The organism is Endozoicomonas sp. SCSIO W0465, from assembly GCF_023716865.1.
GTDB lineage: Bacteria > Pseudomonadota > Gammaproteobacteria > Pseudomonadales > Endozoicomonadaceae > Endozoicomonas.
Genome location: NZ_CP092417.1, coordinates 6,361,972 through 6,382,922, shown reverse-complemented (window position 1 = coordinate 6,382,922; position 20,951 = coordinate 6,361,972). Strand labels below are relative to the sequence as shown.

Genomic DNA, 20,951 nt, shown 5'->3' with positions numbered 1-20,951 from the left:
TAATTTGTAGTGGTTAAATGATCCCGGACACCATTTTAGGTGGTAAAGTTGCCACCTTAGAAGAGGTGTTTAATGACAAGACAGCGTCGTTCATATACAGCAGAATTTAAGCTGGAAGCTGCCCGCCTGGTTCTTGATCAGGGCTACTCAGTCCCTGAAGCTGGCAAGTCTATCGGTGTTACTGAAAACGTCCTGCGCCGCTGGGTAAAACAGTTGGAAAAGGAGCGAGGGGGTGATACTCCTAACAACCCGGCATTGACACCTGAGCAGTGGAAAATTCAGGAACTTGAAGCTCGGGTTAATCGCCTGGAAAGAGAAAAGGCGATATTAAAAAAGGCTACGGCTCTCTTGATGTCAGACGAATTCGAACGTATGCACTGATAGACCAGTTAAGGGAGTGCGAAGCTGTTTCCATGGTCTGTTCAGTATTTGATGTACCAGCCTCTTGTTTTTACGAGTATCTGAAAAGCAAAAAACGAATCAACTCTGAGCGTTTGAAACTGCGCAGTGAAGTTAATCATTTGTTCAATCAAAGTCGGACATCAGCAGGCAGTAGAACACTGCTCGGCATGATGCGGGATCGAGGTTATACGATTGGTCGGTACAAAGTTCGCCAGCTGATGAAAGAAGCCGGGTTGACCTGTAAACAGCCAGGCTCTCACTCATATAAGGTGGCAACGATTGAAAGACCAGATATTCCCAATATTCTGAACAGGCAGTTCGACAGAGCGACTCCAAATGAAGCCTGGTGCGGAGATATCACTTATATCTGGGCTGGGGGGCGCTGGCGTTATCTTGCTGTAGTGATTGACCTTTATGCTCGCCGGGTCATCGGTTGGAGCTTGTCAGACAACCCTGATGCAGATTTGGTGGTCAAGGCTTTGGATATGGCTTACCAGCTAAGGGGAAAGCCTTGCAAAGTGCTGTTCCACTCGGATCAAGGGAGTCAGTATACAAGTCGTAAGTTCAGACAGCGTCTGTGGCGCTATCGTATGACTCAAAGCATGAGTCGACGAGGGAATTGCTGGGACAATTCCCCAATGGAACGTTTGTTTAGAATCTTGAAAACTGAATGGGTACCGTCGACTGGCTACATGTCGCTGGCTGAGGCCAGAAAAGATATTGGTCATTACCTGATGGAATACTACAACTATCAACGGCCACATCAATATAACGATGGTGTTCCTCCAGCCTTGGCAGAGGAACAAACTAAGTTACTGTCCGGAATTGGTTGACCACTACAATTATTGACCAATCAGTATTCTCATTAATGCCACGATCCATCATAATCGTGGTTTTTTATGCTGTGAATTTATCCTCCAACGGGATATTGAGGGAACCGCTACTTTGAAGTTACCTGCTCCCTTAATGTTTTCTTCAACCTTCACCATGTAGGAGCTGGCTTTGATCACAATCAAAAAGTATCCCAACCGACGATTGTACGACACATCTCAGAGTCAGTACGTTAATCTTGACTATGTAAAATTATTAACTCTGGAGCATATTGACTTTGCAGTAGTTGATTCTAAAACTGGCGATGACATCACCAAGAGCATTCTCCTGCAGATCATCAGTGAACAGGAGAGTAGTAACGAGCAATCATTGCTTACAGATACGTTGCTGAAACAACTGATTCGTTTTTACGGCGATGATATGCAAGTTTTTTTACGTCAATACCTGGAGCAGAGTCTGAACCACTTCCTCAAGCAACAGGATACGATGCAAGGCTTGCTTAAAAATATGATTGATGCTGGTCCTATCGGCATGATCAGTAAAATCATGGAACAAAACCTCGACACTTGGCAAAAATTCACCCACCAAGACTCAGATAATGAGGAAAAATAAGCCGATGAATTAGCGGGCGGTCCAGGCTCCATCCAACACTATTGTCTGCCCCGTCATATTTCGGCTCACTGGGTTCAACAAAAACAAAACGCTACCAGTAACCTCTTCCAACGAAATAAAACTTTGCTTCGGCATCGGGGCCAGCATAATCTTACTGATCACTTCATCTTCGCTGATACCGTAGTACTTAGCCTGGTCAGCAATCTGCTTTTCCACTAGCGGCGTTTTTACATAGGCTGGACAAATAGTGTTAATGGTGATGTCGTACTCGGCCACTTCTAACGCAATGGTTTTACTAAAACCGAGCAGACCGTGCTTCGCTGCGATATAGGCGCTCTTTGCATATTCTGGTAACTCTTGAACACTCATTCTGGTAACACTTGAACACCCATTCTGGTAACACTTGAACACCTATTCTGGTTTCTTTTGAACACTTTTTGATGATTTCCAGAATCACCGTTCAAGCTTCCAGAAACGCTGTTCAACAGACCATAAACCGGTCTAATACAGCTAACAAATATCTTCTTATGCATTGATTTTCCATAACTTTGGCCGTTCTTATCTGTACCAAGAGAGGGAACCGGCCATGACAGAAAACAGGATTACCATGCGTAAGCTACTAGGAGGCTGTCCGAGAATAGCCTGATTAAGTATAATCAGGCATCTTCTGCCCACTTTATTGTTGCCGAAACGGATGTCATCAATCAAATTCAAAGATAACCCTGCTGATTTTGACCAGCACCTGATGTTCCCATCGAACATCTTCGACCTGCTGCCACCAGATCATGATTGCTTCGTTTTTGAAGATATCTTCAAGCATATCGACACCTCTGAAGTGGAAAAGCAGTATCACCATCTTGGCCAGAATGCCTACCACCCACGACTGATTATATCGATCCTGATCTATGCCTATAGCCATGGTGTGTTCAGCTCCAGGGAGATTGAACGGCGCTGCAATCAGGACTTGGCTTTCATGTATATCGCCAAACAGCACTGCCCAAATTTCCGGGTGCTCAGTGACTTTCGTAAAAACCAGGCCACCTTTTTTAAAAGCAGTTTCAAACAGAGCGTGCTGCTCGCCCGGGAACTACAGATGGCCTCGCTGGGCCACATCGCTCTTGATGGTTCCAAATTCAAAGCCGACTCATCAAAGCATAAGGCCATGAGCTACGCACGACTTAAGGCCAAAGAAGCTGAATTAATGGCTGAAGTTGAGGCCCTGATTAAAAAAGCCGAAACCAGTGACAGTGAAGAGGACGATGCTTATCAGCAGGAGACTGGCTACAGCATTCCTGAAGACTTGCAATTCAAGCAGGAACGGTTAGAGAAAATCCAGGAGGCCAAAAAAGCGCTTGAAGAACGGGAACAGGCCCTGAATCCCGATAAGCCGATAGACGACAAAAAGCAAATCAGCTTTGCTGATCATGATGCCAGGATCATGGGTAAAAAAGGCAGTGGCTATCAGTACAGTTATAACGCCCAGATCAGCGTCGACAGCGATAATGGTATCATTGTTGGCCAGCACATCAGCCAGCATGCCAATGACAAGCAGGAAGTAAAGCCTGCACTTGAAGCCATTGCAGAAGCAACAGATAACGCGTCCATTGGCAAAATGAGTGAGGATAATGGCTATTACTCAGGGCCCAACCTGCAAGCGTTTGATGATGCGAACATTGACGCTTACATGGCTACGGATCGACAGGAGAAGCCTGCAACAGAGGGACTGGAAGACTCTGACAGAAAGTTTGTCAAAGCGGATTTTATTTACCATGAAGCAGACGACAGCTTTACCTGCCCTGCCGGTGAGAAGCTGATTTATAACACGGCTAGCAAAGCAAAACACAAAAGCTACCGCGTCAGTAAAGATATCTGCCGGGATTGCCCGTTACGTAAAAGGTGCAGTGGTGACAACAAAGACCCGGGGAAAGTGATTCGCACAGACCGCCACGAAGCCATACGCCAGGCGATGAACCGCAAAATGGAAACCAAAGAGGCCAAAGCGGTTTATGAGCGTCGCAAGGTATTGCGGAACCGCCTTTTGGCCAAATCAAGAACTCAGGATTCAGAGGGTTCAGTGTCCGGGGTAAGGAAAAAGTGGCTGGAGAATTTTCACTGGTCTGCAGTGCTTATAATTTCAAAAAAATTGTCAAATTGGTTTCAAACGGGATCAATCCGTCTTGAAGAAGCAAAAAGGCTTAAAATGGCAGCATAAAGGCAAGCAAAAGGGTAAAAAACGCAATTTTTACCCTAAAACAGGCTAAATTTAGGTCAATATTTGATCAGCCAAGAAAATGCTGAAGCTTTCGTTTTTTCAATAGCTAGTTCTCGGACAGCCTCCTAGAAATACTCCGGATGCGGTTTGGCAGCCAACTCAGCTTCCGACAAATTTCCCGCAGTGTACGGGTCAGTGTGGGGACGGTATCCAACTACGTTAAGGCCTTTCAGGAATCGGAATTAAGCTGGCCCCTGGCAGAGGATATATCTGAGCCTGAGCTTATTCAGGCGCTGTTTCCCGATGCCTCGATAGCCAATCGAAAAGGGTTGATTGATCCTGACTGGGCTGAGGTGCATCAGGAACTGAAGCGCAAGGAAGTGACCAAACAACGACTCTGGGAAGAATACTGTCAGGCCCACCCCCTCAATGCCTACAGCTATGCCCAGTACTGTCACCGTTACAATCAGTGGCGTGGTTGTCAAAAGCGATCTATGCGACAGCTGCACAATGCAGGTGAAAAGTTAGGCTCTTTTCCAATTCCAGACTGCTATGTAACCAGCAAGTTGACTAAGGGCTGAAGAAGACTTTTGCCTCTTCGGCCAATATTATGCAAAAACTCAAAAAAGCCAAGGTAAAGGGGTAAAGCCTCTTGGGATATTCCCCTGTGAGGCCTTAGCCACGAGCGTAGAAGTGACCAAAACCCCTCCATAGTATTAACATGCACCTCGTAAATACCGTCTTTGTCATCATCACGAGCATACTCACCTTTGCCGTGACAGACCGTTTTATGTCTGAAGCCCCAGCTTTCAAGGTCATCATAGATGTTGTATTCATCGGTATAAATCTGGCTCTGTGGGGCTACGTGTTTCTTGATAAATGGTTCGATTGTCGCCTTCTTAACGTTCGACAGCATGTTGATAATGACCTGACCTCCCCTTTGAATCATTCCCAATACCGGCGGTTTGTCTTTTTCAAGAGTCCCACGGCCCGGAGCGCCTTTAAGCCTTCTTTTTCTCGGTGGACGATCCAGATTTTTTTAATGCTTCAGGGTGTCCCTTGTGACCAGCTACAATGTAGACCTCGTCGAATTCAACTTCGCCATCAAGAATCACTTCAGGCTTTCGGTCAACAACACCATTTCGTAAGACTGTGGTCATATGGTGTGCATCACTGACACACAGATCAAGTTCCTGAGCTATCTGGCTGTTGGAGACGTTCAGCCCCATTAAATAGAGACAGGCAATCCAGACTTTGAGTGGTCGGTGGTGTCCTGCGAAAACCGTATTTGTCAGGTCATCGAAGTAGCGCTTACAGGACTTACAGTAATAGTGCTGGCACTCTACCTGCACATTGTCGTGTCCATTCTTTTTGACATTCTCAGAATCACAGTGCGGACAGAGAACAGTGCCATCTGGCCAGCGGTTCTCACGGATCATCTCAAAGCAGGTGTCATTACTGATGAGATCTGAGATTCGGCCTATATTCATGGTCAATGCTGGCGATGGCTAATTATATCCACCAAGGATAGTTCAGCAGTTCGGAATTCGAAAAGAGCCTTTTCAAATATAGGTAATCAAGGTCATTGTAACCGCATGCTTTATAGATGATCCGTTTGATAACCCCATTGAAGGCTTCGATTTTCGCGCTGGTTATACGATGCTGGCAGTATGACAGTAACCCTTCTCTAGCTCTGTCTAACCCCTTGGCGAACTTCTTTAACTCGGATATCCCTGTTTCTTTGGCAAGTGCTATCCAGTTGTCCAGGCACTTTCTGGCACAGGCTTTATATTTGTACGTCCATAGCTGTTTTAGCATATCTTTCAGGATATATGCCTGATTGAGATCCTCATTCATGGCTAACAACTCCTTCAGATTACTTTGCCCTTTTGGTGTTAAATTCTCAGGATTTCTGAACAGGTTAAAGCGTTGCCCTTTGATAAACGGCTTGTCCTCTTCTTCTGCCTGTCGCCACTCCCTGCGCCTGATTTGGTCAATCACATCGTTGTAATTGGCAATAATATGAAACTTGTCGTATACAATATCGGCGTTTGGCAGATGCTCTCTCACTGAAGCCTGATAGCTTCCACCACGGTCAATACCAACGCATTCAATGCTTGCTTTTTGTTCTTCTGTCAGACTGGAAAGGAACCGATCCAGAACTTCTTTCTTTTTTCCTTCACCAAGGAACAGCGTTTCACCGGTATCAGCATTCAGAGCAACGGTTAAAAAATGATGCCCCTTACCAATGGATTTTTCATCGATAAGAAGAGCGCGAATACCATCCCGCTTGGGTGCAGGCAGCATCTTCATGAGCATCTCTTTATCCCAGCGACGAGCGGTGCCGCCAGAGATAGCAATGAATTCAGGAACCTTGTCACATGGCATATAGCGGCATAGATGGCTGACATGCCTTTTAAGTCGCTCTGTTGCTTGAGCTTTAGGTGCAAGCCCCGGAGGCGTGACTGTTTCTATATTACCGCAACGAGAGCAACGCCCTTGAAATGCAGTGAAGAGAAGATTTACCTGAAGAGTCCCCAGTGGCAGATCCTGAACGCTTCGATCGTTTGTCTTCATCTGCCCCATAGGTGTTTCGCACTTACTACATCTGACGTGTTGTATACGGCCATCCCGACGGAGATGGACAAAGGCATGTTTGATATTCCAGTCAATATCAATTCGCTCGATTACCCAGCCAGGAAATGCGAACATAGGACGAAGTGATGGGGTTGCAGACATGTCTGATCCTTCAGAAGTTTTGATCCTTACAAATCAATCTTCCTCTGAAGGCTATTTCTGTTGCAACCCCTCACTTTTCATCCGCCAACCTGTAAAAGCCCCTTTTTTATTACGTCGTCGTTCATTAGCTGGATCACTGACTGAACAATATGCTCTGGTTGAATCATAAAATGGGGCTCCAGGCGACAGTAAGGGGTGATAACATCGAAACCTGCCTTGCGTATTGGCGGGGTTTTCAGGTGTGGAAAAGCCAGTGTGCTGATCTGTGCCGCAATTTCAGCCCCCACTCCACCAGTTCGCACGGCTTCGTGAATAATCAGACAGCGACCAGTTTTACGGACGGATTGGGCAATGGTATCTATATCAAGGGGTTTTATTGTGGCCACATCAATGACGTCGCAGTGAATGCCCTGTTGCTGCAATTGCGCTTCTGCGGTCAGAGTTTCCTGAATTAATGCCCCCCAGCTGATCAGTGTTACATCTCTTCCGTAACGCAGGATAAAACAGCGATCCAGCGGATAATGGGTATTGGTTGGGGGGAGAGGTTCACGAATAGTTCGGTAGACTCTTTTGGGCTCCAGGAAAATCACCGGGTCAGGGTCTGCAATGGACGACAACAGCAAACTATAAGCTTTTGCTGGCGACGATGGTATAACAACCCGAAGCCCCGGCAGATGAGCGAACAGCGCCTCAGGGCTTTCGCAATGGTGCTCAGGCCCATGAATGCCGCCGCCATATGGCGCTCGAAAAACTACCGGGCAGCTCAGTCTGCCCCGGGTCCGGCTGCGCAGACGGGCAGCATGGCAGGCAATTTGTTCCAAAGCTGCCAGGATAAATCCGGAAAACTGGAACTCCACAACGGGTTTTATGCCCTGGCTGGCCAGCCCAACACTGATACCGGCCAACATAACTTCAGCCAGTGGCGTATCAATAACCCGCTCTGGCCCAAAGTCTGCCAGCAAGCCACGGGTAACACCAAATACACCTCCCTTGGCAGCTATATCCTCGCCCAGAAGGACGATATCCTGGTCATGGGTCATGGCATCACATAGAGCACGATTAATGGCATTGACCATGGTTTCAGGCGTTTGATTGATCATCGTCGTTCAACTCTGCTACCTGTGCAACCAGTACCTCTGGCCAGGAGGCATAATTGTAGCGAAAAATGCTTTCTGGCGTGTCTGCAGAAACGCTCAGGTAACGGGTGACTGCTTTTTCAATGAATATACGGCATGTCCTGAGCCACTGGTTTTCCAGACAGTCATTCCACTGCCGCTGTGACCGAAGAAAACGGGATAATCTACGCACAGGATCAAGTGTCAGGGCTCGTTTGGCAACCCGTTGTTGTTCATCGTTGCGATAATACTCAGGAGAATCTGCGGTGGAATGTTCATGCACCCGATAGGTTAATGCCTCAATCAGAGTGGGACCACCGTTATTTCTGGCTTTATCAAGCGCTTCGCGGATGGCGTAATATATGGCCATGCAATCATTGCCATCGACTTGCTCACAGCTCACCTCAGCAGCCAGGGCTTTTTGAGCCAACGTTCGGGCAGCGGTCTGCTGTTCCAGAGGAACTGAGATTGCCCATTGATTATTGTTGATAACAAACACCAGAGGCAGTTGCCACACACCGGCAAGATTCAGTGCTTCATAAAAATCTCCCCGGGATGTGGCGCCATCACCACAAGAGGCGATGACCGCACGTTGCTGCCGACGCAGTTGAAATGCCTTGGCGACGCCAGCCGCGTGCAGACACTGACTGGCCACCATAATGGCGATGGGAAAGTCATCACTGTCATTGTGAAATAGTGATCCCCGCTCATCTCCACCCCAATACAGTAACAACTCATCCATTGTGACCCCCCTCTGGAGCAGGGCTCCCGTATCCCGATAGTAGGGACAAAGCAGGTCTTCTTTCTCCATCGTATGGCCAAGAGTAACAGTAATGGCTTCCTGGCCAAAGGCTGTAGCAAAAATACCCAATCGACCGGTCCGTTGAAGTCTGACGGCTTTTTGCTCGAACAGTCGCGTTAATAACATGCCTTTGTAGATAGCTATCCACCGCGGCATATCTGGCTGAACATCACGCTCAGTCAGCAGTTCTCCGTTGGGGTTAAGGCAACTTCGACGTTTGATGGTAAACGAGGCAATTTCGGTAAACTGGTCAGTATGGTGCATGGTTACAGGTCATATTCTGGGTTATAGCCATAACGGGGAGCGTCAATCGTTTCGTATTCCACCAGAAGGCTTCCTGTGACGATGGTATCGTTGACCGCACCATGTATAGACCTGATCCGGCCAGTGTAGGGGGCAGGAATATCCACTATGGCTTTATCCGTTACCACAGTAACCATATTCTGGTCCATCTGAATGTGTTCACCCGGGGCGATATGCCAGGCGGCAATTTCGACATTGGCGATACCCTCTCCCAGGTCGGGTAAATAAAATTCATTCATCGTGTTATCTATGATTGCTGCCGTCAGCGGATATGGGTAGGCGCAAGCCAGTTCAGCAAACGACTGGATGTTGATTCTGGCAGGCAGGACAAGAGTTTGAAAACGATGCTGACCATCGCCGGGAAGACAATAGCAGCTTTCTGTCGGGCAATTCCTGCAACAATAATACGGGCAGCATCTTCAACATTGAGCAGAAATGGCATCATAAAATCATGCCGGTCAGTCATTGGAGTTTTAACAAAACCGGGGCAGACAATAGTGACTTTGATGCCTTCCGGTTTAAAATCCATCCGAAGTCCCTGAAGCAGAGTACGACAGGCCGATTTTGTCGCACAATAGACAGACAATTGTGGCATACCGATGTAAGCGGCAATGCTTGACATACCCACCAAATGCGGATCTGAGGACTTTCTTAATAGAGGAAGGGCCGCTTCAATGCCGTAGGCCATGCCTAAAAAGTTGGTTTGCATCATGCGGGTGCATTGATCGCCGGAAAATGTCTCAACGGTACTGATTCCTGCGTTCAGAAATACTGTATCCAGCCCATCCCAGCGTTCCATAATCTGTTTTGCAGCTGAAAAATGTGCCTTCGGCTCCGTTACATCAAAAGGTATGACCAAACACTGCCCGGGAGGAAAGCGAATGGCAATCTCCTCAAGTGCTTCACAGTTCCTGGCGGAAAGGGCAACCTTTGCGCCGAAACCGGCCATTCTGATGGCGCAGGCTCTGCCAATTCCCGATGATGCACCAGTTATCCATATACGACGTTCGTTTAACAATATCATCTTGTACCCTCAGATATTGGCAAACAGCATGCAAACGACACAAGTAGAACTTTAGCAAAAATCTATCCGGTCAGGCTGAAATGTTACGCAGGTTGACCTATTTGGATCTTTCCTCAGAGTCATTCACCTTCCCGGAGTACTTGTATTGTTTTTTCAAGGGTGGAATCTAAAACAGGAATAGAATTGCGACCCTGTCAAAATCGTTCTCATAGGCTGCCTTTTCAATATCAACAGCAGCGGAGCACAATCACTTCAGATGATGCATTTGATCGGAAACTAATGCTTATCGATGACAAGCTCAGTGTAACCTGTGCATGGATCGAAGGCTCTAGAGAAGTTCAACTGTGGATAACTGTGAATAATCACCTCTGCTGTACTATCAACAATATTGCCTTCTAACAGGTGTCCTCCAAAAACATGTCCTTTACTATCAGCTATAGCAACGTGGATATGCTGATGATCTGGTGTCAGCGTTCCCATAATAGAGACGATCTCAAAAGATCCTTCAGCAACTAACGTAGTTTCGGCACCCGCAAGACGAAGGTTTATTTTGGATAGGCAGCCAACACAGGATGCCAGTGAACCTGCTGAAATGCCGTGCTTATTAACGAGGTCCTGTACGGTTATTTTCAGGTCAGCGCCCTGGGTCAGACGCGTTGCTACTATGGAAATACTCATTGATTTATCGATTCCAGCCAGAAGAAATGGACAATGGTAATATAAATGCTTTGCTTTGATTACAATGGCAGCCTCTTGGCAGTAACTTTTCCTTTTTAGCTGAGGTGAGGGAACTCAGGCGTCATACCCAGTAATTAGTGGGTTAGCACCATTTAAAATGGTGAATATTCCATCGGGATTTATAACTTTGGATAAAGTGATAATATTTGCAGCAATAGGTTGCTGTTTTGATGAAGGCTGAACATGTATTTAGAGTGTCTGCATATGGCCAGAGTTGTTCCAGCGTTGGCTTTACGATTCAATGGGCTGCCCGGTAAAACTGTGTTATGTTTCCAGCCTCATATAATAAGAACAATGGAGTAGCATCAATGCTGATCTGGTTAAGAAGAGGTTTTTTTCTTCTTGTATCAATATCCCTGCTAATCATTCTTACGGTTTTTGTTCTACTTCGTCAGAGTCTTCCAGTGCTGGAAGGCGAAGTGAAGGCCCCTTCGTTGAGTGCTTCGGTTACGATTGAGCGGGATGCCCGGGGAGTTCCTTTAATATCCGGCAGTGGCCGTAAGGATGTAGCTTTTGCTACCGGGTATCTCCATGCCCAGGAGCGATTCTTTCAGATGGATTTGAATCGACGCAACTCTGCCGGTGAGCTGTCTGAACTGGTCGGTGAGTTGGCTCTTGATCACGATAAACGTCAGAGAAAACATCGTTTCCGCCACGTGGCCCAACAGGCGGTAGAGATAATGACTGCTGAGCATCAGGCTCTGCTGGATGCCTACACCCATGGTGTAAATCAGGGACTGGAAGACATTGGACAGAAGCCTTTTGAATACCTGCTCCTTGGGATAGAGCCCCAGCCATGGAGAAATGAGGATTCCTATCTGTCGATCTTCAGCATGTATATGGACCTCAATGATGATGAGGTCAAACTGGACAACCTGAAAGGCTTCCTTAGCCGGGTAACGGTACCTGAAGTTATTGATTTTCTCTCTCCATTGAAAACCCGCTGGGATTCACCGATGCAACCCGATGAGTTGTCGGATAGGCCAATCCCGGGGGCAGAGCTGGTTGACCTGCGCAGCCAGGATGCAAAACTCTATGCCAACCTGGGTGGGACTACCCTGGAAGATAGCCTTATCGGGAGTAATAACTGGGCGGTTTCCGGGCAGTTAACGGAACATGGTGCTGCCATTATTCAGGATGATATGCACCTGAGTCATCGGGTGCCTACGATCTGGTATCGAGCTTCTTTAAGTTATCCACATCCAGACAAGCCGCAGGAAAAAGTCAGCGTCACCGGAGTAACATTGCCGGGAACCCCTTTTATTGTGGTTGGCAGTAATACCCATATGGCCTGGGGTTTTACCAATACTGCTGGTGACTGGGTAGATCTGGTGGAGCTGGATATTAATGATGGTCAGTACATGACCCATGACGGCCCGAAACCGCTTGAGCGCTGGACTGAAACCATCAATATCAAAGGCCAGGCACCGGCCATCGTTGACTATTCAGGAACCCATTGGGGGCCGGTTGTTGATTCAGTTTATGACAATACGCAATATGCTCTGCGTTGGACTGCACATCGTCCGGAGGCAACCAATGTTAATCTGGTGAATTTGGAAGTTGCCCACAACGTAAAACAGGGAATGGCCATTGCCAACCGTAGCGGAATTCCGCCACAGAATTTTACCGTGGGTGACCGTGAAGGCAATATCGGCTGGACTGTTGCCGGGCAGATTCCAAACCGTTCAGGTATCGATTCCACCTATCCCCTGCCCTGGCAGCAGGCTGATGATAATTGGGATGGCTGGCTTCCTGATGTGCATTATCCCCGCGTATATAACCCTGTGGATAACAGAGTCTGGACTGCCAATGCCCGTATCGTCAGCGGCGATGACTACGACAAGATGGGCAATGGTGGGTATGCACTCGGACCCCGGCAGATGCAGATTCGAGATGCTTTAATGGCACTTGACAGGGCTGATGAACAGGCTTTGTTGGAGATTGCCCTGGACCATCGCGCCATCTATATGGATAACTGGCGGCATCTGATTCTCGACACCCTCACGGAAGAGGTTATGGAAGGGAATCCTGCCCGGCAGAAGTTTTATCATTATGTGAAAAACTGGTCCGGACACGCTGGAATAGACGACGTTGGATACCGTTTGGTCCGTGAGTATAATGATGCGCTTAAACTAAAGATCATGTCGTCGCTGGGGCGCTATTTTCTGTCCCTTGCTCCAGAAGCCAGAGATGATGTAGAAGATGGCTTTATGCAGAAGTTGAACCATGAAAGCGAAATGATATGGCGTCTTCTGGAAGAGCGCCCGATAAACTGGCTGAGTTCTCAGTACGAAAATTGGGATGAGTTACTGGTTGAAACCGTAGATGAGATAGTAAATGATCTTGGAGGCGTTGATCAGCTGGCCAGTGCCACCTGGGGACAGAGGAATACAGCTGACATTCGACACCCGTTGAGTAATGCCATCCCGGTTTTTGGCAAATTGCTGGATATGCCCGCCGTGCCTCTCTCAGGTGATGTCTGGATGCCCAAGGCCCAGCGTGCCGATCAGGGGGTATCTGAACGGATGGTAATTTCTCCCGGACGTGAAGACGACGCAATTTTTCACATGCCGGGTGGTCAGAGCGGTCACCCTCTCTCTCCTTTCTTTACGGCGGGCTATATGGATTGGGTGGAAGGAAAGGCCAGCCCCTTCTTACCGGGTGATACAAGGTACACCCTGACTCTGACGCCTTAAATCTCTGTAAGTTGAAGTAGAAGACCTATCAGGACAAAGCTGAAAGTGAAGCCACCACCGAAGGGTGGCTCTGTCGTATCAATGACTGGCGATCAGTTTTTCCCGGGGAGCATAGGTTTTCTGGACATACTCTTCGATTAGCTTTTTATAGTCTTCAGCGATATTTTCACCTTTTAATGTGGTGTACTTCTCGCCATCGACAAATACCGGGGCAGAAGGTGCTTCACCAGTACCGGGCAGGCTGATACCGATGTTGGCATGCTTACTCTCGCCCGGACCATTAACCACGCAGCCCATCACGGCAACCTTCATATTCTCCACGCCGACATACTGGTGACGCCAATTCACCATTTTACTGCGCAGGAAACCATCTACTTCATCCGTCAGAACCCGGAAGAAGGTACTGGTGGTACGGCCACAGCCGGGACAGGCGGTGACTTCCGGAGCAAAACTGCGAACGTCCAGAGCCTGAAGGATCTGCTGGGATACAATCACCTCTTTATCCCGGGAGGCCCCGGGCTCCGGTGTCAGGGAAGTCCGGATAGTGTTACCGATACCCTGCTGCAGAAGAATGCCCATGGCAACACTGGATGCCACGATACCCTTACTGCCCATACCGGCTTCGGTCAATCCAAGGTGCAGGGCGTACTCACAACGATCAGCCAGCATCTGGTAAACTCTGATCAAATCCTGCACCCGGGAAACCTTACAGGAGATGACGATTTTGTCGGCTCCAAGGCCACGCTCAACGGCAGCGTCGGCACTGGTCAGAGAAGACAGCACCAGTGCTTCATGGAGTATTTCCTGAGAGGGTCTCGGATTAGCGGATCTGGCATTTTCATCCATCAGCTGGGTTGAGAGCTCTTTGTCAAGGCTGCCCCAATTAACACCGATGCGCACTGGTTTATCGTATTTAATGGCAACGTCAATCATGGCATTAAAGCGGTCATCTTTCTTATTGCCAAAGCCGACATTGCCGGGGTTAATTCTGTATTTATGCAACAGTCTGGCGGTTTCATCATACTTGGTCAGCAGCAGGTGACCGTTGTAATGGAAGTCCCCGACGATCGGTACATTACAGTTGTGTCTCGCCAGTCCTTCATAAATAGCCGGGATTGCAGCTGCAGCCTCTTCCGTATTCACCGTTACGCGAACGATTTCAGAGCCTGCATCCGCCAGCAGACGGATCTGGTCAATGGTTCTCTGGACATCAGCAGTATCAGTGTCCGTCATTGACTGAACCACAATGGGAGCGTCACCGCCAATGGTGACGTGTCCAACCTGAACAGCATGGGTTTTATGACGCCTGTCCATAAACGTTGTTCTCCAAGTAATACGATTTCGAACCAATCAGTGTATCAGAACCTGATAAATTTTCCTGAGCGAAAACCGAAGCATTCTATCATGGTTTTCCATTGCCTCTCTGGGCAATGACCGTGGACTCCTGCAGGCTTTTAAGGCTGATGGACGCCATCTCCCGGGATGAAAGCATGCGTGCAGGCTGGTTTTCCAATAGGCTGTAAATCACCCGATAAGCCATGACATTCTGGACGTATTTGCGGGTTTCATCATAGGGTATGGTCTCAATCCAGATATCCAGTGGCAAATGCCCTCTATGCTTCAACCAGCGTTTTACCGGAGTACTGCCGGCATTATAGGCTGCAGTTGCCAGAATTCGACTGTTTTCAAACCGTTTGGACAACCAGGCCAGATGGGTAGTTCCCAGGGCAATATTGATTTCTGGTTTAAGGAGTTCTGATTTATTTCGATACGTTATTCCTGCCTGTCTGGCCGCCTGTTTTGCGGTTGCCGGCATCAGCTGCATTAATCCCATTGCGCCAGCGCTGGAGCGCGCCATGGGGTGAAAGGCACTTTCCTGACGGGCAATGGCCAGAACCCACGGATAATCAAGCTCACGTTTTTCTGCCTGTGCACTGAAAATCTCAGCATCCGGTGCCGGGAAGCGAAGGTTAAGATCGTCCCAGAGCGTTGCGCGGGCAGCTGCCATAATGGCCTGATGATGCCATTCCCATTGATGGGCGAGATAAGGTATTAACTGTTTCTGTGTTTTATCCAGACTCGGGGTTATTCGGTTAATCTCCATTTGGGCATTATAAAACCGCTTATGGTGAATCCACTCACGAATCCGCTTAAAGCCGGGGTAATAGCGCTTGAGCTTCTGCAGATCCTGCTGGCGGAATGCTTTCTGCTGATGGTTCAGCTGAAAGGGTTGTCCTTTCAGGTCTGCCACCAAAAAGGCATAAAAGTTCCTTTCCTGGCCAAGTGCCCTGAGCGTTGGCGTTTTCAGCAGAGTGGATTTACCCGGGAATGGCATCCCCACCATCTGATAGCTTTCTTCCTGAAACTTCAGGAGGGCAACCTCGTGCCAATAGCGCCAGCGGCTGTTGTTTCTGATGGCAGTGGGCAGGTGTTCCATCAATATCAGGACTCTTTCCCAATCCTGATCGGCCAGTGCCAGTCTGATTCGCCACTCAGTAACCTTGTGGTAATGAAAGTCGGGATCAATGCTGGAGATGATCTCTTCGGCGTTCTGAACAAAGTTCTTGGCAGCTTTCATCGCCATCTTCTGGTCAACCACTGAACGCTGCTCCAGAGAAAACGGATGGTTGTCACGCATGGTTAACCAGGTACTGACGGCAAGGTTCAGGTCCTTGGCAATGAGTTTCTTGATGCCATGAATCATAATGATTCGCTGATGCTTCAGGTCACCGTTAAAGCGGGCGGTATGAAGCAGTTCAGGATGCTTGTGTACTTCCCAGAACAGCTCGGTTGATACCTTGAACGACACATCAATAATGGAATCATTCAGATAGCGTGCCAGAGACAGGTTGTTTTGCTCTACAGCCATCCAGAAGCGGGCAAGGATCAGGCTTTGGGTCAATTCTCCAGCTGTTTTCCAGCTTTCAAATAAGGGATCGCAGGCCCTGTGTTGTGAATTTCCCGTTAACCAGAGGGCTTTTGCTTCCTGCCAGGCTTGTTCTGTATAGCCCAGTTGTTGCAGGGCTATGCCTTTCAGGCACTGATAGCGACCGCCATCATTCTGCTGATAGGCAGCGAGATAGGCTGTCCATCGCTTGTTACTGGCCAGGTGGCGCAGCCATCGCTGCTGGAGCTGTTCGGTTTGAGGTAAATCAGGGAAGCGGCGGGCAAACTGGTCAATATCACTCTGGTTTATCCGATTGAGATAGTCTGCGAGGCTGAGATACTCAAGGTAGGGGGCCAGAGGGTAGTCACTGAGTTCGGAGCGATAATTTTCGTAAAGCTGATAATTGCCGGTCTTCAGTGCTTTTTCGATATGTTTGAAGAGCATTTGCTGCCGTTCTAACACATTGCCCAGGCTGTATTGCGGCAGCAGCAGTGATGAGAGCAATGAAAAAAAGAGTAAGCAATGAGATAATTTCTTCAGCATAACAAAAGCTTCAATCTGTATGATCCCTGTTAATGACGGCGTAAAACGTCCTGTTTTACTCTTCCTGTGATAGCCGTGATAAAAGCTCTGCAACCATGTGAAACCATTTATGTTACCGGTTAGTGACATTTGATGAACGTTTCATGGCACTTCTCTCTACTCTCTACATTTTCAACCCTCAACCCTCAACCCTCAACCCTCAACTTCAACATGGTAATATTTTGCAAGCCTGTAACAATCAATCGGCAGATTGATACCAGGGTATAGCACTGAAACAGGCAAAAAATCGCTGTTCCCCAGACTGCGCCGAACGCAGACTTTCCGGCAGTATGCAATGCTTTTATGATTTTTTAGTATTAAAAAAATACTGTTTACCAGTAGTGCAAATAAGCCATCCCAAGGCTCAGGATGGCATGCCCCTGAAGAGTAATACACAGGTCTTCAAGGTGGTATTATCTTTTATCGACTTTTCACGCAAACCCGTAAACGGTTGGGGAAGTAATGATTCGTTTGTGTTCTATCGATGAACTTCAGGATCCTGGCTGTAAAGGTTTCCAGAATGAGCGTGGACATGTCTTTGCCGTGCGCAAAGGCGATCAGGTTTACGTCTACGAAAACAGTTGCCCGCATTTTGGGATCAACCTTGAGTGGCAGCCGGATCAGTTCCTGGATTCTGAAAAGCGGCTGATTCAGTGCGCTACCCACGGAGCCCAGTTTCTGATTGAGACAGGGGAGTGCATTGCCGGGCCTTGTCCGGGAGACAGGCTGACTGCCCTGGAATGTGAAGTCAGAGAAGGGATTATCTATCTGAAATAAACGTCCATGATCAATGCTCCTGATCAATTTTCTATCAGCACCTCTGTGTCAAACTGATGGAAAATGATGAGAAGAGATGGACGATGAATTTAGACCAAAATCAGCTGGTTTATGACGTCATGCGCAACAGTGTTGCCGGGCAGATCGACGCACTCAAATTGCTGGAAGCCAGAATCAATGGTAGCTTCAGTGCAGCTTTGGAGCTACTGGCCGAGTGTCGTGGGCGTGCCATCATGTTTGGTATGAAGCAGTCTGGTCTGGTGGGGCAGAAAATTGCAGCTACGCTTTACGCCACAGGTTTGTCCACGCACATACTGAATGCTGCTGAAACCTGGGAAGATAATCTGAGCATGATTGGTCCGGGAGACGTTATCATCATGCTGTCCTACAGTGGCAGGACAGAGGAGCTGCTACGCCTTTATCCGGCCATTCGACAAATGGGCAATAAAGTGATTGCCATTACCGGTGATCCGGCGGGACCGGTTGCTGAGCAGGCCGATATCGTGCTCGATGCCAGTGTAGTGGAGAGTCGTGAAGACAGAGAGCAGGCCCCCACGACCTATACCACCGTTCTACTGGCTGTGGGTGATCTGCTGGCTGAAACCCTGATTCGCCGACGCCTGTTCAGCTCTCCGGAGGCGCAGCAAAGTGATCAGAAAATGGTGTGGGTGCGGGATGTGGTTCGCCGTGGTGACCTGGCGGTGGTAACGCCCGATTGCAGTCTCAGACAGGTCATGCAGACGATGACCCTCCATCGAACCAACCACTGTCTGGTTATGGAAGGCGATTTGCTGTGTGGCATTATTACCGATGGTGACCTGCGTCGGAATCTGGCGGGTGCCGAGAGCCTGCAGGGTATCATGGCAAGAAATATTATGAATGGTGCACCGATCTGTGTTCAGGAAAATATCAGTGCTGAAGAAGCTCGACTCTTAATGAAAGAGCAGGGTATTCATTCGCTGGTGGTGAAAGATCGTGACCAGAATGTGATCGGTCTTCTGACGATTGACAGCGTTTAAATGGATAAAATTGACCGGAACATACTACGGGAGTTGCAGCAGGATACGACTCCCTCGTTGGCTGAGCTGGCCGAAAAAGTCAGTTTGTCACCGACGCCCTGCTGGAAGCGCATTAAGCGTCTGGAGGCTGAAGGGTATATTACCGGGCGTGTCGCTCTGGTCAATCCGGACAAGGTTGGATTAGGGGTTTCTGTTTTTGTCCATATTAAAACCCGTCATCACAATAGCGAATGGCTGGCGTCTTTTGGCAAGGTGGTGGCCAGCTATCCGGAAATTGCTGAATGCTATCGAATGAGTGGTGAGTATGATTATTTGCTCAGGGTTGTCGTGAAAGATATTCAATCATTTGATCGTTTCTACAAGGAGCTGGTCAACACGGTAGAGGGACTGACCGATGTAACGTCCAGCTTTGCCATGGAACAGATCAAGTACACGACAGCACTTCCATTGTGAGTGTTTTTGCAAGATTGACCATTCTTTCTTAGCACCAGCACCAGCACTTCATAAGGGTAGAGAAGATACTCTCCCCCTCACTGCCATGCTCCCAACCATCAGAACCGGCAGGCGTTGACCGATACCAGTTTGCCAACCAGTAAAATGGCATCGTCATAACTGAGATTGGACTCGTAAATGGTGTTATCCAGTAATACCCGGTAATGATCATCATAGTCATGCTGTCTTAACAGGCGGCAATGGGGGATTCGTTCTGCTGTATAATTGTGGTAAACCGGGTACATTCGGGCCGGTCTTGTTCTATTTTCCCTGGGAGTGGTACCAGCAACTTTGATTCTTATTAACGTATAACCCTCACTGGAAAGACGAAAGAACTCACTGATATTGATCTCCTTGTCATCACCCGGTTTTAGATGAATTGTATAAGTCGTTGCCTCTTCATAGCTCGGAGGCATATCCATAAAGGGGACAGCGGCCATTGAGAACGGGGCAATTGAGCACAGCGATAACGGAAGTATGAATTTCAACAAACGCTTCATGGGTATCAGACCATTCATTTAGTGTTATTGGATCAGCAGATAACCGCAGCCGGGAATAAGACCTTTGTACTGTTTTTCCTGAGACCTGATGTGTCTCTCCAATTGAATTTTTTACGCTGCGGAAGGAATGCTGTTAGGAAATGTAGTCGATTAGAAGGGCGTTTGTTTTTTTATTTGATGATTCAGGCAAAAAAAATTGACTGACTGTCAGTTCGCCTGGCTGACGAACCGACAGAAAGCAGTTGGTGCTAATCAGAGATTGTATTTCAGGGTGTAAACCAGACCATCCTGGTACGTTGGTAAACCCAGTTTGTCATCGGCATAGCGATACTGAAGGCCGAGCGTGATTTTTTCATTGGCGTTCCACCACAGGGCTGCAGCCCCATTCCAGCCATCTTTGCCAACGTTGCCGTATTGAGTGTCACGATCGAACTCGTACTCATTCCAGTTGGTTGCCATAAAGCTCTGCTCCAGCAGGCTGAAGCTATAACCTGCTACCCAGCCGGCAACATAACCGTTAAAACCGCTGAATCCAGCCGAAGTGTTGGTATTGTTGACGGCCAGAAACGGCTTGAAGAAGGTATTGGCATTTTGGTAATTAAAGCCCACACCCAGTAGGCGATTCTGTTCGGTGAAGCCAGCACTGTCGAAATCATAAATATGGGCATAGATGTTAAAAGGTGTACTGCCCAGGTAATAGCGCAGAGTACCTTTCATAGCTGTACGGCGGCCATCACCATCTGATTCTTCATTTTTTTTGTGAGGGTTTTCCAGATCAAAGAAGCCGTAAACTTCACCCCAGTCAAAGCCAGCACCACCTTCAATTTCAAGGAAGGTAAAGTCTTTTTTACCGGTATCTTCTTCTGTTTCGTCGGTCCAGTCGAGACGGCTGATGCTGACATTACCAAAGCCATACAGGTAATCGGCACTGGCAGCTGTTGAGAAGCCCGCAGCAATAACCGCTGCAGCAAGGGTAGATTTACGCAGGAAGCCCATAGAACATCTCTGTATATAGGATTGGCATGGAAAATGTTGACCGACTGTATAGGCAATATGAAAAATGGGCAATACGTACTAAAACGAGCCTGACAAGGGCAGGGAGCCTGTCGGACTTAAGCGTCCGTAGCGAGGATTGCGAGAAATTGAGGATAAAAATTTCTGCTTCTGAGGAGAATAGCGGGGCTATTTGACGAAGAAGTAGGAATTTTTAGACCAATTTA

At 48.0% G+C, this 20,951-nt stretch carries 22 protein-coding genes and 1 pseudogene; 10 read left to right on the top strand and 13 right to left on the bottom strand.

The annotated features are described in order from the left end of the window. The first annotated feature begins 72 nt into the window (after positions 1 to 72). Together MJO57_RS28680 and phaR are read left to right on the top strand one after the other, a co-directional pair. Positions 73 to 1,235 (top strand): IS3 family transposase gene (locus tag MJO57_RS28680; protein ID WP_252020645.1). Its coding sequence is split into 2 segments (ribosomal slippage): positions 73 to 328 and positions 328 to 1,235, totalling 1,164 coding nucleotides; the frame shifts between segments, so codons are not numbered across the junction. A 169-nt stretch (positions 1,236 to 1,404) separates the two neighbouring features. Continuing rightward, positions 1,405 to 1,845, top strand: a complete 441-nt coding sequence (phaR, locus tag MJO57_RS28675) for a polyhydroxyalkanoate synthesis repressor PhaR (protein WP_066016645.1) — start codon at positions 1,405 to 1,407, stop codon at positions 1,843 to 1,845. Between the two features lie 9 nt (positions 1,846 to 1,854). Here the strand turns inward: phaR and MJO57_RS28670 are convergent, their stop codons facing one another. After that, a complete protein-coding gene (locus MJO57_RS28670; RefSeq protein ID WP_252020643.1) occupies positions 1,855 to 2,214 on the bottom strand; it encodes an SDR family oxidoreductase in 360 nt (119 codons plus the stop codon). A gap of 325 nt (positions 2,215 to 2,539) precedes the next feature. On the opposite strand from MJO57_RS28670, the pseudogene MJO57_RS28665 reads away from it, so the two are divergent. The 3 genes and pseudogenes from MJO57_RS28665 to MJO57_RS28660 all read left to right on the top strand — a co-directional run. Beyond that, positions 2,540 to 3,856: pseudogene (locus MJO57_RS28665) on the top strand (IS1182 family transposase); the annotation flags it as partial. Positions 3,857 to 3,867: 11 nt separating this feature from the next. Next, the gene (locus tag MJO57_RS33520; protein ID WP_371924926.1) at positions 3,868 to 4,026 is read left to right on the top strand and encodes a transposase; all 159 of its coding nucleotides are present in this window, start codon (positions 3,868 to 3,870) and stop codon (positions 4,024 to 4,026) included. Positions 4,027 to 4,197: 171 nt separating this feature from the next. Further along, positions 4,198 to 4,638, top strand: a complete 441-nt coding sequence (locus MJO57_RS28660) for a hypothetical protein (RefSeq protein ID WP_252020640.1) — start codon at positions 4,198 to 4,200, stop codon at positions 4,636 to 4,638. Here the strand turns inward: MJO57_RS28660 and MJO57_RS28655 are convergent. From MJO57_RS28655 to MJO57_RS28625, 7 genes are all read right to left on the bottom strand, one after another. Continuing rightward, entirely contained in the window at positions 4,608 to 5,090 is a 483-nt protein-coding gene (locus MJO57_RS28655) for an IS1595 family transposase (RefSeq protein ID WP_252026893.1), read from the bottom strand. The two genes, MJO57_RS28660 and MJO57_RS28655, sit on opposite strands and share 31 nt — an antisense overlap. Continuing rightward, positions 5,059 to 5,547: a transposase gene (locus MJO57_RS28650; RefSeq protein WP_252018121.1), complete on the bottom strand. Its 489-nt coding sequence runs from the start codon at positions 5,545 to 5,547 to the stop codon at positions 5,059 to 5,061. Before MJO57_RS28650 ends, MJO57_RS28655 begins: the two co-directional genes overlap by 32 nt. 22 nt (positions 5,548 to 5,569) lie before the next feature. Next, entirely contained in the window at positions 5,570 to 6,796 is a 1,227-nt protein-coding gene (locus MJO57_RS28645; protein ID WP_252020638.1) for an ISL3 family transposase, read from the bottom strand. A 77-nt stretch (positions 6,797 to 6,873) separates the two neighbouring features. Continuing rightward, positions 6,874 to 7,896 carry an alpha-ketoacid dehydrogenase subunit beta gene (locus MJO57_RS28640; protein ID WP_252020636.1) on the bottom strand — a complete coding sequence of 341 codons (1,023 nt, stop codon included), beginning with the start codon at positions 7,894 to 7,896 and terminating at the stop codon, positions 6,874 to 6,876. Beyond that, the gene (locus MJO57_RS28635) at positions 7,877 to 8,977 is read right to left on the bottom strand and encodes a thiamine pyrophosphate-dependent enzyme (RefSeq protein ID WP_252020634.1); all 1,101 of its coding nucleotides are present in this window, start codon (positions 8,975 to 8,977) and stop codon (positions 7,877 to 7,879) included. The genes MJO57_RS28640 and MJO57_RS28635 overlap by 20 nt, the downstream gene beginning before the upstream one ends. 2 nt (positions 8,978 to 8,979) lie before the next feature. Continuing rightward, positions 8,980 to 9,255 carry a biotin/lipoyl-containing protein gene (locus tag MJO57_RS28630; protein WP_252020632.1) on the bottom strand — a complete coding sequence of 92 codons (276 nt, stop codon included), beginning with the start codon at positions 9,253 to 9,255 and terminating at the stop codon, positions 8,980 to 8,982. Between the two features lie 23 nt (positions 9,256 to 9,278). After that, positions 9,279 to 9,965, bottom strand: a complete 687-nt coding sequence (locus MJO57_RS28625) for an SDR family oxidoreductase (protein ID WP_252027135.1) — start codon at positions 9,963 to 9,965, stop codon at positions 9,279 to 9,281. On the opposite strand from MJO57_RS28625, the gene MJO57_RS28620 reads away from it, so the two are divergent. Next, complete coding sequence (locus MJO57_RS28620; RefSeq protein WP_252027163.1) at positions 9,898 to 10,095, top strand: hypothetical protein; 198 nt, start codon at positions 9,898 to 9,900, stop codon at positions 10,093 to 10,095. The two genes, MJO57_RS28625 and MJO57_RS28620, sit on opposite strands and share 68 nt — an antisense overlap. Before the next feature lie 221 nt (positions 10,096 to 10,316). On the opposite strand, the gene MJO57_RS28615 is transcribed toward MJO57_RS28620, so the two are convergent. Continuing rightward, on the bottom strand, positions 10,317 to 10,718 hold the full coding sequence (locus MJO57_RS28615) for a PPC domain-containing DNA-binding protein (RefSeq protein WP_252020630.1): 402 nt from the start codon (positions 10,716 to 10,718) through the stop codon (positions 10,317 to 10,319). A gap of 464 nt (positions 10,719 to 11,182) precedes the next feature. Here MJO57_RS28615 and MJO57_RS28610 point away from each other — a divergent pair, with 464 nt between their 5' ends. Then, positions 11,183 to 13,474, top strand: coding sequence for a penicillin acylase family protein (locus MJO57_RS28610; RefSeq protein ID WP_252020629.1), 2,292 nt, complete (start codon positions 11,183 to 11,185; stop codon positions 13,472 to 13,474). Between the two features lie 78 nt (positions 13,475 to 13,552). Here the strand turns inward: MJO57_RS28610 and ispG are convergent, their stop codons facing one another. Together ispG and MJO57_RS28600 are read right to left on the bottom strand one after the other, a co-directional pair. Next, complete coding sequence (gene ispG, locus MJO57_RS28605; protein WP_252020627.1) at positions 13,553 to 14,788, bottom strand: flavodoxin-dependent (E)-4-hydroxy-3-methylbut-2-enyl-diphosphate synthase; 1,236 nt, start codon at positions 14,786 to 14,788, stop codon at positions 13,553 to 13,555. An 88-nt stretch (positions 14,789 to 14,876) separates the two neighbouring features. After that, the gene (locus tag MJO57_RS28600) at positions 14,877 to 16,904 is read right to left on the bottom strand and encodes a transglycosylase SLT domain-containing protein (RefSeq protein WP_252020625.1); all 2,028 of its coding nucleotides are present in this window, start codon (positions 16,902 to 16,904) and stop codon (positions 14,877 to 14,879) included. Between the two features lie 501 nt (positions 16,905 to 17,405). On the opposite strand from MJO57_RS28600, the gene MJO57_RS28595 reads away from it, so the two are divergent. The 3 genes from MJO57_RS28595 (at position 17,406) to MJO57_RS28585 (ending at position 19,192) form a co-directional block, all read left to right on the top strand. Continuing rightward, positions 17,406 to 17,720 (top strand): Rieske (2Fe-2S) protein, encoded by a 315-nt coding sequence (locus MJO57_RS28595; protein WP_252020623.1) that lies wholly within the window; start codon positions 17,406 to 17,408, stop codon positions 17,718 to 17,720. A gap of 119 nt (positions 17,721 to 17,839) precedes the next feature. Beyond that, positions 17,840 to 18,739, top strand: coding sequence for an SIS domain-containing protein (locus tag MJO57_RS28590; protein WP_252020621.1), 900 nt, complete (start codon positions 17,840 to 17,842; stop codon positions 18,737 to 18,739). After that, the gene (locus MJO57_RS28585; protein ID WP_252020619.1) at positions 18,740 to 19,192 is read left to right on the top strand and encodes an Lrp/AsnC family transcriptional regulator; all 453 of its coding nucleotides are present in this window, start codon (positions 18,740 to 18,742) and stop codon (positions 19,190 to 19,192) included. Between the two features lie 98 nt (positions 19,193 to 19,290). On the opposite strand, the gene MJO57_RS28580 is transcribed toward MJO57_RS28585, so the two are convergent. Together MJO57_RS28580 and MJO57_RS28575 are read right to left on the bottom strand one after the other, a co-directional pair. Next, positions 19,291 to 19,671 (bottom strand): hypothetical protein, encoded by a 381-nt coding sequence (locus MJO57_RS28580; protein WP_252020618.1) that lies wholly within the window; start codon positions 19,669 to 19,671, stop codon positions 19,291 to 19,293. Positions 19,672 to 19,983: 312 nt separating this feature from the next. Next, on the bottom strand, positions 19,984 to 20,727 hold the full coding sequence (locus tag MJO57_RS28575; protein ID WP_252020616.1) for an outer membrane protein OmpK: 744 nt from the start codon (positions 20,725 to 20,727) through the stop codon (positions 19,984 to 19,986). Between the last annotated feature and the right edge of the window lie 224 nt (positions 20,728 to 20,951).

Coding starts and splice junctions, on each gene's coding strand:
- MJO57_RS28670 (WP_252020643.1), bottom strand. CDS start 2,214: ATGAGTGTTCAAGAGTTACCAGAATATGCAAAGAGCGCCTATATCGCA.
- MJO57_RS28660 (WP_252020640.1), top strand. CDS start 4,198: ATGCGGTTTGGCAGCCAACTCAGCTTCCGACAAATTTCCCGCAGTGTA.
- MJO57_RS28650 (WP_252018121.1), bottom strand. CDS start 5,547: ATGAATATAGGCCGAATCTCAGATCTCATCAGTAATGACACCTGCTTT.
- MJO57_RS28645 (WP_252020638.1), bottom strand. CDS start 6,796: ATGTCTGCAACCCCATCACTTCGTCCTATGTTCGCATTTCCTGGCTGG.
- MJO57_RS28640 (WP_252020636.1), bottom strand. CDS start 7,896: ATGATCAATCAAACGCCTGAAACCATGGTCAATGCCATTAATCGTGCT.
- MJO57_RS28635 (WP_252020634.1), bottom strand. CDS start 8,977: ATGCACCATACTGACCAGTTTACCGAAATTGCCTCGTTTACCATCAAA.
- MJO57_RS28630 (WP_252020632.1), bottom strand. CDS start 9,255: ATGAATGAATTTTATTTACCCGACCTGGGAGAGGGTATCGCCAATGTC.
- MJO57_RS28620 (WP_252027163.1), top strand. CDS start 9,898: ATGGCAATCTCCTCAAGTGCTTCACAGTTCCTGGCGGAAAGGGCAACC.
- MJO57_RS28625 (WP_252027135.1), bottom strand. CDS start 9,965: ATGGCCGGTTTCGGCGCAAAGGTTGCCCTTTCCGCCAGGAACTGTGAA.
- MJO57_RS28615 (WP_252020630.1), bottom strand. CDS start 10,718: ATGAGTATTTCCATAGTAGCAACGCGTCTGACCCAGGGCGCTGACCTG.
- ispG (WP_252020627.1), bottom strand. CDS start 14,788: ATGGACAGGCGTCATAAAACCCATGCTGTTCAGGTTGGACACGTCACC.
- MJO57_RS28600 (WP_252020625.1), bottom strand. CDS start 16,904: ATGCTGAAGAAATTATCTCATTGCTTACTCTTTTTTTCATTGCTCTCA.
- MJO57_RS28595 (WP_252020623.1), top strand. CDS start 17,406: ATGATTCGTTTGTGTTCTATCGATGAACTTCAGGATCCTGGCTGTAAA.
- MJO57_RS28590 (WP_252020621.1), top strand. CDS start 17,840: ATGCGCAACAGTGTTGCCGGGCAGATCGACGCACTCAAATTGCTGGAA.
- MJO57_RS28585 (WP_252020619.1), top strand. CDS start 18,740: ATGGATAAAATTGACCGGAACATACTACGGGAGTTGCAGCAGGATACG.
- MJO57_RS28580 (WP_252020618.1), bottom strand. CDS start 19,671: ATGGCCGCTGTCCCCTTTATGGATATGCCTCCGAGCTATGAAGAGGCA.
- MJO57_RS28575 (WP_252020616.1), bottom strand. CDS start 20,727: ATGGGCTTCCTGCGTAAATCTACCCTTGCTGCAGCGGTTATTGCTGCG.